Source organism: Hathewaya proteolytica DSM 3090, from assembly GCF_900142225.1.
GTDB classification, from domain to species: domain Bacteria; phylum Bacillota; class Clostridia; order Clostridiales; family Clostridiaceae; genus Hathewaya; species Hathewaya proteolytica.
Genome location: NZ_FRAD01000013.1, coordinates 16,057 through 30,405, shown reverse-complemented (window position 1 = coordinate 30,405; position 14,349 = coordinate 16,057). Strand labels below are relative to the sequence as shown.

At 32.8% G+C, this 14,349-nt stretch carries 14 protein-coding genes; 13 read left to right on the top strand and 1 reads right to left on the bottom strand.

The window, feature by feature from the left end; translation table 11 throughout:
- The first annotated feature begins 1 nt into the window (after position 1).
- Entirely contained in the window at positions 2-577 is a 576-nt protein-coding gene (locus BUA73_RS08360) for a nucleoside recognition domain-containing protein (protein WP_072903678.1), read from the top strand.
- Between the two features lie 29 nt (positions 578-606).
- Positions 607-1,134, top strand: a complete 528-nt coding sequence (locus BUA73_RS08355) for a spore maturation protein (RefSeq protein WP_072903677.1) — start codon at positions 607-609, stop codon at positions 1,132-1,134.
- A 365-nt stretch (positions 1,135-1,499) separates the two neighbouring features.
- Here BUA73_RS08355 and BUA73_RS14110 read toward each other — a convergent pair whose 3' ends face one another.
- On the bottom strand, positions 1,500-1,664 hold the full coding sequence (locus BUA73_RS14110; protein ID WP_178139241.1) for a hypothetical protein: 165 nt from the start codon (positions 1,662-1,664) through the stop codon (positions 1,500-1,502).
- Between the two features lie 246 nt (positions 1,665-1,910).
- On the opposite strand from BUA73_RS14110, the gene BUA73_RS08350 reads away from it, so the two are divergent.
- The 11 genes from BUA73_RS08350 (at position 1,911) to BUA73_RS08300 (ending at position 14,241) form a co-directional block, all read left to right on the top strand.
- Positions 1,911-2,489 (top strand): cupin domain-containing protein, encoded by a 579-nt coding sequence (locus tag BUA73_RS08350; protein WP_072903676.1) that lies wholly within the window; start codon positions 1,911-1,913, stop codon positions 2,487-2,489.
- A gap of 46 nt (positions 2,490-2,535) precedes the next feature.
- Positions 2,536-3,441, top strand: a complete 906-nt coding sequence (locus BUA73_RS08345; RefSeq protein WP_072903675.1) for a trans-4-hydroxy-L-proline dehydratase activase — start codon at positions 2,536-2,538, stop codon at positions 3,439-3,441.
- Positions 3,442-3,445: 4 nt separating this feature from the next.
- Positions 3,446-5,830, top strand: a complete 2,385-nt coding sequence (hypD, locus tag BUA73_RS08340) for a trans-4-hydroxy-L-proline dehydratase (protein ID WP_072903674.1) — start codon at positions 3,446-3,448, stop codon at positions 5,828-5,830.
- Positions 5,831-6,165: 335 nt separating this feature from the next.
- Complete coding sequence (locus BUA73_RS08335) at positions 6,166-6,444, top strand: hypothetical protein (protein WP_072903673.1); 279 nt, start codon at positions 6,166-6,168, stop codon at positions 6,442-6,444.
- A 92-nt stretch (positions 6,445-6,536) separates the two neighbouring features.
- Entirely contained in the window at positions 6,537-7,703 is a 1,167-nt protein-coding gene (locus BUA73_RS08330; protein WP_072903672.1) for an ABC transporter permease, read from the top strand.
- 192 nt (positions 7,704-7,895) lie between these two features.
- Positions 7,896-8,177 (top strand): hypothetical protein, encoded by a 282-nt coding sequence (locus tag BUA73_RS08325; RefSeq protein WP_072903671.1) that lies wholly within the window; start codon positions 7,896-7,898, stop codon positions 8,175-8,177.
- Between the two features lie 92 nt (positions 8,178-8,269).
- A complete protein-coding gene (locus BUA73_RS08320; protein ID WP_072903670.1) occupies positions 8,270-9,436 on the top strand; it encodes an ABC transporter permease in 1,167 nt (388 codons plus the stop codon).
- 24 nt (positions 9,437-9,460) lie between these two features.
- Positions 9,461-10,357 carry an ABC transporter ATP-binding protein gene (locus BUA73_RS08315; protein ID WP_072903669.1) on the top strand — a complete coding sequence of 299 codons (897 nt, stop codon included), beginning with the start codon at positions 9,461-9,463 and terminating at the stop codon, positions 10,355-10,357.
- Positions 10,358-10,360: 3 nt separating this feature from the next.
- Complete coding sequence (locus tag BUA73_RS08310) at positions 10,361-11,509, top strand: ABC transporter permease (protein ID WP_072903668.1); 1,149 nt, start codon at positions 10,361-10,363, stop codon at positions 11,507-11,509.
- A 761-nt stretch (positions 11,510-12,270) separates the two neighbouring features.
- Positions 12,271-13,074: a pyrroline-5-carboxylate reductase gene (proC, locus tag BUA73_RS08305; protein WP_072903667.1), complete on the top strand. Its 804-nt coding sequence runs from the start codon at positions 12,271-12,273 to the stop codon at positions 13,072-13,074.
- Between the two features lie 90 nt (positions 13,075-13,164).
- Positions 13,165-14,241 (top strand): M24 family metallopeptidase, encoded by a 1,077-nt coding sequence (locus BUA73_RS08300; protein ID WP_072903666.1) that lies wholly within the window; start codon positions 13,165-13,167, stop codon positions 14,239-14,241.
- The last annotated feature ends 108 nt before the right edge of the window (positions 14,242-14,349 follow it).

The window sequence follows — 14,349 nt, the reverse complement described above, 5'->3', positions numbered from 1 at the left end:
TTTGATAAATCTAATTTGGTGTATTTTAGTAGTGTTAGGTATAGTGATTGGAATTCTTACTGGCCGTGGAGATGTGATCACAAATGTGGTTATGTCCTCTGCCAAGTCAACAGTGGTTCTGGTCTTTGAGTTAGTGGGGATAATGTGCCTTTGGTGTGGGCTAATACGTATTTTAACGGAAAGCGGTGCTATGAAGTTTATATCTAAACTTTTGCAGCCTGTCTTGAAATTACTATTTAAAAAAGAGGGCAGAAGTGAAAAAGCTATGGAGGCCATGGTCATGAATCTTACCGCCAATAGTATGGGGATATCAAATGCGGCAACTCCTGCTGGTATAAAAGCTATGGAGGAAATGCAAAAATTAAATGAAGATAAGGATAGCGCTAGCAATGATATGATTTTATTTCTCGTATTGAATGCTACGTGTATTCAGTTCATACCATCTACAATTATATCAGTAAGGGCAGCTTGCAATTCTTCTAATCCTGCCATAATAATGCTCCCGGCCATTCTTTCTACAGCATTGGCAGCTATATCCGGGGTATTCTTTTGCAAGATACTAGAGAAAAGATTTTAGCAATTTAGATGTGGGAGGGGATGATAAAAATGAGTTTTAGCCAATGTGTAATACCAATAATAATACTGTGTATAGTTATCCTAGGATTCTCTAGAGGTGTAAAAGTCTATGATTGCTTTGTTGAGGGAGCAAAGGATGGTTTGAATATATGTATAAGAATTTTTCCGTATCTTCTCGCAATGCTTTTGGCCGTAGGCCTAATTCGCGAATCTGGTGCTATGGATTTTGCAATTAAAAAAATGGGTATCATAACTAATAAAGTAGATTTACCTTCAGAAGTTATTCCGTTGATTCTCATGAAGCCTTTGTCCGGATCTGGTTCTCTAGGTATCTTTACGGAAATCATAAAAACTTATGGTCCTGATACATATATAGGCATATTAGCTTCTATTATAATGGGAACTACTGAAACTATATTTTACACTATATCGGTTTATTTTGGTGCAGTTAAGATAAAAAAAATAAGGCACACACTATGGGCAGCGTTAATGGCTGATTTGGTTGCTATAATCAGCGCCATATGCTTTGCAAAAATAATTTTTTCAAGAATTATGTAGGGCAATAGTTGTTGTTTAAAAAGAAAAGTTATAAAAAAAGCTGTGTTGGATATTATAGTGGTAATGTAAAATTTGTAATAATGTAAATAGTAATAACTACGATAATTATATTAAAGAATAAAATTATCATTATAATATTAATTATAAAAATATAATGTCACCACTGAGAAGTCCAACACAGCATAAACAGAATTCTTAGCTTCACGTGGAGTTTTAGCCCCACGTGAAGGTTAGAAGTCCTTATATAGGGGCATGTCTCATGCCATCGCCCTCCTATAAATTGTATAAACACCACTGGAAAGTCAAACACAGCTATATTATCATAAGAGTATTAATGATCTTATAAAGTTAATAACCTAATAAACTTAAAGGTTTTTTAAATTGATATGAACGAGATTTTCAATAGCTTCCTTGAACTTTCCCAGGGATTTCTTACTGTAATCTGAAGAATTTATTATATCTACTTCTTTTTTTAGATTTTCAGTGAGATTTATATATAAAGTTTTATAATTTTTGCATTGAGTATCCATCTTTTGAGTATCCTTTTTATCATCTTATATTCACCTCATTCTATAAAATACATAAATTATATATTAGTTATATATTAGAGGTGTAATATATAATATGTAACATTATGACATGTGTTAAAACAGAAAAATTTCAGCTTCATAAAAAAATTTCATATTTACAAAATTAATTTCAATAAACAGTAGATTTTTTAATGGGCTAATAGTATAATTGTATTAACAAAACAAATGAACTGAAAGGAAAGCAGGATGAACGTAGATATAGGAAGCAAGATAAAGGAATTAAGGACTGGTAAGAAGCTTACATTAAAAGATTTAAGTACACAAACAGGTTTGTCCATAGGGTTTTTATCACAACTTGAAAGGGGACTGACTACCATAGCCATTGATTCTTTAGAAAAAATAGCTACAGTTTTGGGAGTGGACTTATCATATTTTTTTAGTATACCTAAAGAAAATAAGGGCAGTGTATTAAAAAGCTATGAAAAGGAAATTTTTCAGATTGTTGATTCGAAAATAATTACATACCATTTATCCAATGATATGGAGAACAAATTAATGTTGCCGAGAATATTTGAAATATTGCCCGGGGTAGATGGTGAAAATATAACTTCGTATCAGCATAAAGGTGAGGAATTTGTTTATGTTTTGGAAGGCGTTCTTACATTAATACTAGATGGGAATAGGTATGAGCTGTATCCAGGTGATAGCGCACATTATGACTCAAAGATAGTTCATAATTGGGGGAATTGTACTAACAAAATCACTCGCATTCTCACAGTAAATACACCTAATGCTTTTAATCACAAAAAACTAGGTGAAAAATAAATACATATTAAAATTAAAATGATATTACAACAATAGGAGCGTAAAAATGAATAAATCAGGTATTATTTTCAACATTCAAAAATATTCTTTGCATGACGGGCCTGGTATAAGAACCACAGTGTTTTTTAAGGGATGTCCCCTAAGTTGTTGGTGGTGCCATAACCCTGAAAGTCAAAACCCTCAAATTCAATTAATGCATTTTTCAAGTAAATGTAATTCTTGTGGTAAATGTGAGCCGAAATGTCCTACTTCAGCTATTACTGTGGCTCATGGTAAATTTTCTTTGGAAAGAAGCAAATGCATTGCTTGTGGAAAGTGTGAAGATGTTTGTACACAGGCTGCCATGGAAATAACGGGAAGAAACATTAGCTATGAGGAACTTATGAAGGAAATTAAGAAGGATCAGATTTTTTATGACCAATCAAAGGGCGGAGTTACTTTCTCTGGTGGAGAGCCCCTAATGCAGCATGAATTTCTTTTGGAAGCGTTAAAAGGTTGCCAAGCTGTGGGAATTCATACAACTGTGGATACGTGTCTTTTTGCTAAATGGAGTGTTGTAGAGGAAGTTGCAAAATATACAGATTTATTCTTGGTCGATTTGAAGCACATGGATAGTGAGGTCCATAAGAAGTATACAGGTGTTCCAAATGAAATAATATTAGAGAATATTAAAAAGCTTTCAGATATGGGTAAGAGAGTGTTCATCAGAATTCCTATCATACTAGGAGTAAATGATTCTGATGATGTTATAAATAGAACTATTGATTTTCTAAAGGGATTGAATTTTGAACAAGTTAATCTTCTACCATACCACAAAATTGGTATGGATAAATATACAAGGTTAGAAGAGGAATATAAGCTAAAAGATATGGAAGAACCATCTATGGAACATATGACAAAATTAGCTGAAGTATTTAAAAATCATGGTATTAAAGTAAAAATAGGAGGGTAATATTATGAAAACAGCAAGAGTTGAAAAACTAAGAAAACAAAGTGTTGAAGCAGTACCTTATATTTCTTTGGAGAGAGCTAAGCTTGTCACAGAAGTGTACAAGGAGTATTTAGGTGCAGTACCAGCTCCAATACTAAGGGCTTTAGCTTTTAAAAACATCATGGAAAACAAAAAACTTTGCATCAATGATGGCGAATTAATAGTAGGTGAAAGAGGGGAAGCTCCAGCAGCTACACCAACTTATCCAGAGCTTTGCTGTCATACTGTAGAAGACTTTGATATAATGGACAGACGTGAAAAAATATCTTTCAAGGTTTCACAGGAAGATAAGGACTACCAAAGAGATGTTATTATCCCATTCTGGAAGAACAGGGCAATGAGACACATTCTTTTATCAGAAATGCCTGAAGCGTGGCATGCAGCTTATGAAACTGGTATTATAACAGAATTCATGGAGCAGAGAGCACCAGGTCATACAGCACTTGATGATAAAGTATATATAAAAGGATTCGCAGATTTCAAAGCCGAGATACAGGCTGAATTAGACAAAATAGATGTGTTCAATGATAAAGATTTTTATGAGAGACAGAGCCAGTACAAGGCTATGATTATATGCTGTGATGCTATCATTGCTTATGGTAAGAGATACGCAGCATATGCTAAAGGATTAGCTGAGAAAGAAACTGATTCAGCAAGAAAGGCAGAGTTATTGCAGATAGCTGAAAGATGTGACAGAGTTCCAGAAAAGGCTCCAAGAAACTTTGCAGAAGCTCTTCAGATGTACTGGTTTGTACACTTAGGAGTAATTTCAGAATTAAATACTTGGGACTCATTCTGTCCAGGAAGACTTGACCAACACTTATATCCATTCTACAAGAATGAAGTTGACGCTGGAACATTAACTAAGGATCAGGCAATGGAATTACTTGAGTGCTTCTGGGTAAAATTCAACAACCAGCCAGCACCTCCAAAGGTAGGTATTACTCTTGAAGAGAGTGGAACTTATACTGACTTCTGTAATATCAATGTTGGTGGTTTAACTCCAGAGGGAAGAGATGGCGTAAACGAAGTAAGTTTTATGCTTCTTGATGTAATTGAAGAGATGAGACTTCTTCAGCCAAGTTCAAACGTTCAGATAAGTAGATTAAATCCAGATAGTTTCATTAAGAGAGCAGCTAAAATTGTTAGAACTGGTTTTGGACAACCTTCCATGTTCAACGTTGAAACTGTAATAGAAGAAATGCTTAGAGTTGGTAAATCTATAGAGGATGCAAGATGTGGTGGTACAACAGGATGTGTTGAGACTGGTGCATTTGGTAAGGAACGTTATTCATTAACTGGATACTTCAACCTTCCCAAAATTCTTGAAATCACTTTAAACAATGGATATGACCCAGTTGCTAAGAGACAGACTGGTATTAAGACTGGAGACGTTACAACATTTAAGTCTTATGAGGAATTGTTTGAAGCTTACAAGAAACAGATTAATTACTTTGCTGATATAAAGATTCATGGTAATCAGATAGTTGAAAAATTATATGCATCATTTATGCATTGTCCATTTATGTCAATCGTTGTTGATGACTGTATAAAGAATGGTATAGACTACAATGCTGGTGGAGCTAGATACAACACAAGATATATTCAGGGTGTTGGTATCGGATCAATTTCTGATGAATTATCTGCTATAAAATACAATGTATTTGATCACAAAAAGTTCACTATGGCTGAATTGATGCAGGCTTTAAAGGATAACTTCGAAGGACATGAAGATATTTATAACATGGTTGCAAACAAGACTCCTAAGTATGGTAATGACGATGACTATGCAGATGACATCATGAAGGAAGTATTTGATGCATACTATGACAGCGTAAATGGAAGACTTGCTCCAACAGGTGCAACTTACAGAATAGATATGCTTCCAACTACTTGCCATGTTTACTTTGGAAAAGTAATGGGTGCTAGCCCAGAGGGAAGACTTGCTCATAAACCAGTTTCAGAGGGTATTTCTCCATCAAAGAATGCTGACGTTAATGGACCAACTGCCGTTGTTAAATCAGCAGCTAAAATGGATCACGTAAGAACAGGTGGTACTTTGTTAAATCAGAAATTTGTTCCATCATTACTTGCTGGTGATGAAGGTCTAGAAAACTTAAAGGATTTAGTAAGAGCGTACTTTAAGATGGGTGGACACCACATTCAATTTAACGTTGTTGATAGACAAACTTTGATCAATGCTCAACAGCATCCAGAAGAATACAAAGATTTAATCGTACGTGTTGCTGGATACAGTGATTACTTCTGTAACTTAAACAAAGTATTACAGGATGAAATCATAGAGAGAACTGAACAGCCAATGGATGGTTGCTCATGTACAGTTTGTTAATATAGTATAATTAAAATAGTGTAATATAGATTAAAAAAGGGCTCATGGTTTCCATGGGCTCTTTAACTTTACCAATGGAAAAAGAAATTTCTACAGTAGTGAGGGTAAACTAGATATTTAATAGAACGTTTTTATGATTATATCATGAATATTTTTTAATGTATAAATACTGTTAACTGTAAAAAATGTTTATTTGAATTATGCTAATAATTGAAATATACGTTAAATATACATGAAATAATATTGACATAATATACGAAAGATATATAATTAGTTTAGAACATATATACACATAATACAAGATATTATAAAAAAATGAAAAGAGAGGCCAAACGATGAAAAAAGTTATTGCAATTTTTAGTATAGTTTTAATTAACTTAAGTTTATTTAGTTTTAAGGCTGAGGCAGCAACAATTTCAGGTCAAAGAGGACCGGAGGTAGAAATAGGTCAAAGGGGTCCTATATATCGTGATGTGTTATGGGCTAGGAATTATAAAACAGGTGAAAAATATTACGAAACATACTGTGTGCCAGTTGGATATCATTTAAAACCCTTAGAACCTGTTAAAATTGGTGAGTGGATACTTTACACATACGAAGAGGTAAAAAACTAGTGGTATTTTACTGCTTTTTACTATGACAACACGGTAAATTTATTTGCCGTGTTTGTTTTTAAAAGTAAAAATTGCAAGGGGGGGAGTAATGAATGTTTAGCATTTTTAAATTTGAGTTTAAAAAGGTTTTTAAGGGAAGAGCCATATATTTTCTTTTAATAATCATGGGGGTTGCAACATTTTTCATAGCATCTATGAAACCCAAATATTATTGGACACATGATTTGATGCCTAGAAACAATACAGGAGATACATTTAAGGTAATATATGAAAATAATAAAGCGCAGTTAAAGGCCAAAGAGGCAGAACCGCAAGGAAACGAAGAAAGCATTCAACTTCTTAGAGATTACATTACCAAGTATGAGGCTAATGTGGCAGCTCTCAATGGGTTAGATACAAAAAATTATAAGGCTTATTATGAAAATAGCATAAAGATAGAGAAAATAAATTTAGATCATGGAAATAGAGGTATTACTATAAATTTTACTCAACGTCATAAAGATGTGTGTGTGAATAATATAAAAATTTATCAACTTCTAAGTGCTAAAAATATAGATTTAATAGAAGAGGAGATAAGCAATCAGGGGCTTAATTCTGTAAGACGGCTTATGAACGATAAATTCGCCATTATGCTCATGGTGTTTTCCATTATCATTGCCTCTCCTTTATTCGCGGGGGAAGTGGACAATAAGACTTACAAGCTTTTATATACTCAAGGCATTAGCAAGACAAAAATATTCTTTGGCAAGTTTCTCTCTTTAGTGGCAGTGAATTTGATTGTTATAATAACACTACTTCTTGCAGTATTTATATACATGAGTATTAAAAATGGTATGGGAGATCTAAGTTACGTGCTTAGGAGCTTTGAGGGCTATAAGCTTTCTGTTATGTCCATGGGTGCATATATATTAAATGAAATTATCATAATGTTTCTAATTGTTTTATGCATCTCATCGTTCTCTTGCATAGTATCTGTGATTGTTAATAATACTGGTATAGCTTTGTTTATAAATGCTACCATTATGATTGCTATGTACTTTTTCACTAAGGCAAAATATTTCTTGAGATTGGATGCGGTAAATATATTTGAATATTTAGATGTAAATAATGTTCTGTATGGCATACCATTTTATATGGATATTGGGTACAATCTACCGCAACATGTGGTCATGGAGAATGCATATGTATGGTTTCCCATTATTGCAGTAATATTTATAGTTGTATCATTGGTGATTTTTAGAAAGAAAATGGTGAAGTAATTAATAAAATGGCGTGCTTCATACGATATAGAAATAATTGTTAATTACAAAAAGACAGTTATTATAATTATAAAAATAATTATAATATACACAAAATAATATTGACAGAATATATAACAAGATATATAATCAATTTAGGTTGTATATACACATAATACAAAATAATATAAAAAAAAGAAAAAGGGTTAAAAAATGAAAAAAACAATTGCAATTTTTAGTACAGTTTTAATTAGTTTAAGTTTATTTAGCTTTAAGGCTGAAGCAACAACAATTTCAGCTCAAAGAGGACCACAAGTAGAAATAGGTCAGAGAGGACCAGCGTATCGTAACGTATTGATGGCTGAAAATCATATAACAGGTGAAAAACAATATGAAACATTTTATGTATTACCTGGGTATCATTTAGAATCTAGAGGAAGTAGGAGACAGGGTGAGTGGACAATTTATAGATATACTATTGTTGAAGACAGATAACTATAAATAGTGATATACTACCAAATCACGGTAAATGTATTTACCGTGATTGTTTTATAAAAAAATGAAAATTGCAAGGGGGGGAGTAATAAATGTTTAGCATTTTTAAATTTGAGATTAAAAAGCTTTTTAAGGGAAAAGCCATATATTTTCTTTTGATAATCATGGGAGTAACATCATTTTTCATAGCATATATGAAACCGAAAGATTATTGGACACATGATATGAGCCCCAGAATGTACGTAGAGGACCAATTAAATATGTATGAACTTGATAAAACTCAATTAAAGGAAAAAAAAGAAGATCCTACAGTAAGTAAAGGGCGTATTGAGAATTTGAAATTACCTATTGATTCTTATGAAGCTAATTTAGCTATGGTAAAAAGCTTGGAAAGTAGAAATTATAAAAGTTACTATGAGAATAGCATTAAAATGTTGCAGACAGAAATAAAAAGAATAGATAAAGGTATACTATTGGTACCTTTTCCGGAATATACGAAACAAGTAGATGAAAATGATATAAAAATTTATCAACTATTAAGTGCTAAAAATATAGACTTAATAGAGGAAGGGATAAGCGATGAGGGTCTTAATTGTGTAAGACGGCTTATGAACGATAAATTTGTCATTATGCTCATGGTGTTTTCTATTATCATTGCGTCACCTTTATTCGCTGGGGAAGTGGATAATAAGACTTACAAGCTTTTGTATACTCAAGGCATTAGTAAAATAAAAATATTTTTTGGCAAATTTATCTCTTTAGTGGCAGTAAATGTGGTTGTCATGATAATACTACTTCTTGCAGTGTTTATATACATGAGCATAAAAAATGGCATGGGAGATCTAAATTATGTGCTTAGGAGCTTTAAAGGATATAAACTTTCTGTTATGTCCATGGGTGCTTATATATTAAATGAAATCCTTATAATTTTTTTAATTACACTATGCATCTCATCGTTCTCTTGCATAGTATCTGTGATTGTTAATAATACTGGTATAGCTTTGTTCGTAAATGCTACTATTATGCTTGCTATGTATTTTTTCACCAAGGCAAAATATTTCTTGAGATTGGATGCAATAAATATTTTTGAATATTTAGATGTAAACAAGGTTATGTATGGTATACCTTTTTATGAGGATATTGGGTATAATAGACCGCAACATGTAGTCATGGAAAATGCATATATATGGTTTCCTGTTATTGCAGTAATTTTTATAGTTGTATCATTGGTGATTTTTAGAAAGAAAACGGTGAAGTAATTACAAATTAAAGGGGATGGAATCATGGATATATTAAAAGTTGAAAATCTTTGCAAATCATATAAAAAGAAGGTTTTAGATGATGTGAGTTTTGCTATAAAGCCAGGAGAAATCATAGGTCTTGTGGGACCTAATGGCGTTGGGAAAACCACGCTGATGAAAATCATATGCCTTCTTGCCAATGCAGATAGTGGCAATGTTTCCATTTGTGATTTAAGCAGTAAGGGAAATAGGGAACAGTACCTTTCTAAATTGTCGTGTACTATTGAAACACCTGCATTGTATGAAAATCTTACAGGCTATGACAATATAGAGTTCATCCGAGATCTTAATAAGGTTTCCAAGGAACGCATGAAAGAAATTCTTGATTTTGTGGGCGTAGGAAAGATGATAAAGGAAAAGGTGAAAAATTATTCTTTAGGCATGAAACAGCGTATAGGTCTTGGTATAGCTCTTCTTACGTCGCCTAATCTTCTTATTTTGGATGAGCCTACCAATGGACTAGATCCTGATGGAAGTGCAGAATTCAGAAAACAGCTCTTGCAACTGGTGGACAAAAAAGATATGGCCATATTAATTTCTTCTCACATACTATCTGAATTGGATAAAACCTGCACAAAAATATTGTTTTTAAAAGAAGGACGAATTATTGAAAGCAATGTGGAAGAGGTAAGAACAAATAACAAAAAAATAACTCTCACCTGTGAAAATCCAGATCAAGTGGAAGAAAGTCTTGGTCAGTTTAAAAATATAAGGTCTATTATTAAACTTAATGACCATAGAATATGTATAAAACTCAGCAATGAAAGTCTCAAAGATGTGTTAACTAAGTTAATTTCAGAAAAGGAAATGTTTAATGATATAGAAATCAGTAGTGACGACATTAATGATGTATATACGTCCATATATGGAGGTGTATAAGCTATGTGGGGCATTGTAAAACTTGAATTGAAGAACTTTTTTAAGGATAAGAAAAATTATGTTCCTATAATTATTCTCCTATTCATAATAGGCATTTTTGTTTTTAAAAATATGGAGTACGAAAAAGATAATAAACATTTGTATTCTAGAAGATTAGAAAATATGTTCATCGACATTGAGCATGAGTATGAAAATAAAATAAAGATGGGCATATCTCAAGATATGCCTCTTATGAAAAATTTAGAGACTCAAGGTAAGCTCACTAATAATCTTAGAAGAGCTATTAATAAAAGAGATTCTAAAAAATATTTGGAATCTAGTATAGCGTGGTGCAAACACAATATATCCATGATAGATAAGGGTGAAATATACTCGCATATGAAGGATAAAACCTACTATGAAGTGCGTATGAAGCAAAATGAATTTTTATTAAAGAATGATATTGAACCCATGGATGATGGCTGTTATATGAGCGGATTTAATTTCTTGAGGCTCATTGGCAGCAACGTAGTATTTGTTATTATTCTTGCACTGCTTGCATATATCGGTAGTAGCGCTTATGCTTCTGAAGCTCAATATAAGACATATAAGCTTTTGTATACTCAATCGGTGAAAAAAAGTTCCATTTTCATGGGAAAATTATTAGGCAAATTTATTATAAGTGTTACAGCGGTAGCTTTGACTTTGAGCATTTCCACTGTGGTTCTGGGCATAGTGAAGGGTTTTGGAACATTAAACTATCCTATACCATATATTTCTCAAGGTTCCATAGTCATAATTACTCTTGGGCATTATCTAGCAAAACAGGTCTTGCTCTTACTTGGTGTAATTTTATTTGTAAATTTGTTAGGTATAATAATATCTATGTTCATTGGCAATGTGACTAGCTCTCTTATAACAACCATGGTGGTTATAGGTTTAGGTTATTTACTTTGTAGCATAGATAGTATGGCTTCCTTTACGAAATATCTGCCTTTTTCAGCGCTGCAACCGCTAAAGATCTTGGGCGGTGTAGCTATTGAAAATGGCATTGCTAACTATTCACCTTTAATGATTAGTTCAAATCTTGTTACTGTAATGTGTTTTCTTTATTCTATTTTGCTATTTTTTGCTGGCATATTTATTGTAACTAATAAAAATCATATGAAATAAATTTAGGTAAACCTTGTGAAATAGTCCTATTAACGGATTAATATATGCTCCCTAGGAAATTAATTAGGGGGCATATGTATTTCATAAGGTTGTTTTTATGCAGTGGGGCAGAAAAAGCTGTGTTCCCCTTTTCAGTGGTAAGGCATATTAGGGTGAAAATATATCTGTTAGGTTCAAAAAGCTGTGTTGGACTTCTTAGTGGTGTAGATATATTCATTCTATTCATAATAGTATGATATTATTTTTGCGGGTTTACCACTGGCAAATACAACACAGCTATTTTGGCGAATACTCGTAGTATATAGGTAACTGTACCCACCACTGGTAAATACAACACAGCATTTACCTGTGTTATTCAAAAAAATAAACTTACTAAGATGAAAGAAGCGTTAATAAAATAACAAAAACTTTTTGCAATGGAAGTATATATGTTAAATATATAACGAGAATATCAATGAGTATGGAAACAAAATGAAGGAAAGTGATACTTTTGATGAAATATTAATAATACTTTGTTAAAAAGACACGTAAAGTTAATAAAAAAATTGATAAAAAATCTACTATTCTTAAATATTTCGTAGTATAATCTATAATGGAGCAAAAGATAAGTATTATAAAATAAAATATAAAAATTGCTATTTGTAAGCAATTTATTTAAAGTAAAATGTTATAATTAGATTTGGAGTAATGGGAGATTATAAAAAAGGAGAACTTCAAATTGAAATAGGTATTTATATACTATAATTTGAGGAGGCAAGAAAATGAAAATTGGTTTTATTGGTTGTGGAAATATGGGGCGTGCTATGATGGGAGGCATAATCCAGGCTGGACTTGTGGAGGCAGAAAATGTGTATGTGGCAGATTTATTTGTACCAAGTCTTGAAAGAGCAAAAGAGGATTATGGCGTTAACACTACTACAAAAAATATAGAAGTAGCTGAACAGGTGGATGTGCTTATACTTTCTGTAAAACCTAATATTTTGAACGCAGTAGCAAAGGAAGTAAAAGATGTATTGAAAAAAGATGTTATGGTTATTAGTATAATTGCAGGAAAAACTGTAAAGCAGCTAGAAGAATGTTTCGGAAGTGATGTAAAGATCATAAGAAGCATGCCAAACACACCAGCACTTGTGGGAGAAGGTATGTCTGCCATTTGTCCAAATAAAAAAGTTAATGAAGAAGAGTTAGAATTGGCAAAGAATATTTTTCAGAGCTTTGGAAAAGTAGAGGTTTTACCAGAAAGTTTGGTAAATGCCTTTGTATCTATAAGTGGATCTTCTCCAGCGTATATATATATGCTTATAGAAGCTATGGCAGATGCTGCGGTTTATGATGGGATTCCAAGAGATAAAGCTTACAATATAGCAGCACAGGCAGTACTTGGTTCAGCTAAAATGGTGCTTGAAACAGGAAAACACCCTGGGCAATTAAAGGATATGGTTTGCTCTCCAGGTGGAACTACCATTGCAGCAGTATCAGTGCTTGAGGAGGAAAGATTTAGATATTCTATAATCAAAGCCATGAGAGCGTGTACTGAAAAATGTAATGAATTGGGGAATAACTAGAATAAGAATTTTTCTACAAGAGCTAAAGTTGTGGTATAATCAATTATGAAGTTTTTATACAAAATTTTAGCTTAAGTGAGGGTGATTTGTGTGGATAGATTGGAAAATTTGAGAAAGAATATGAAAAAGCTTGCTCTTGATGCGGTAATAGTATACAAGCTACCTAATGTAAGGTATTTTAGTGGATATACTGATGAGGAAGCATATCTTCTTATTACGGAGAAGGAAAATTATTTTCTAACTGACCCTAGATTTACAGAACAGGCTGGAAAACAGTGCCCACAGTATAAGGTGATGAACCATAGGGAATTTTCAAATCTTGGACAGTGCATTGCTGAATTATTGAAAGGCCAAGGCATAATTGGGGGAAAAGTTGGATTCGAAGAAAATTCTGTTAGCTATGGACTTTACAATAATATAAAACTAGGCTTGGGTGATGTTGAATTGTTACCTTTATGTGGAATGTTAGATAAGCTTAGATATGTTAAGGATGAACACGAAATTGCTTGTGCAAGAAGAGCAGCTGAGATTTCTGATAAAGCTTTCGATCAGATTATAAAATTTGTAAAGCCAGGTATGACTGAAAATGAAGTTGCTTTGCAGCTTGAGTACTATATGAGAAAAGAAGGTGCAGAGGGAGTAGCCTTTGATACCATACTTATATCAGGTGCCAAATCATCACTGCTTCATGGAAAGCCAGACGAAAAGGTAATTGAAAATGGAGATTTTCTTCTTATGGACTTTGGTGCGTTGTATAAGGGATATAGATCTGATATGACGAGAACTATTATGATAGGAAATCCTGATGAAAAGCAGAAAGAAATATACGATATGGTACTTAAAGCAGAAGTTGCTGCTGTAGCTACTGTAAAAGCTGGAGTTACTAGTGAGGTTCCAGATGCTGCTGCAAGAAAAGAATGCGAAAAGTATATTGAATACTATTATCAAGGCATAGGACATGGGGTAGGACTAGAGCTTCATGAAGAACCATTCATCAGTCATAAAGGTGGATGGACTTTTGAAAAGAACTGTGTAATTACTGTAGAACCAGGTCTTTATATACCAGGCTGGGGCGGCGTGAGAATAGAAGACACAGTCATCGTCACTGAAAATGGATGTGAAATCTTAACTAAAGCTCCAAAGGAATTAATAATCGTAAATAATTAAGAAAAATAAATAATCAAGAAAAGTCTTGTTTATAGCACAGGTGTGTGACAATGTTGTAATTGCATGCATCTGTGTTTATTTATGTTATTTTATATAAAGAATTACTTA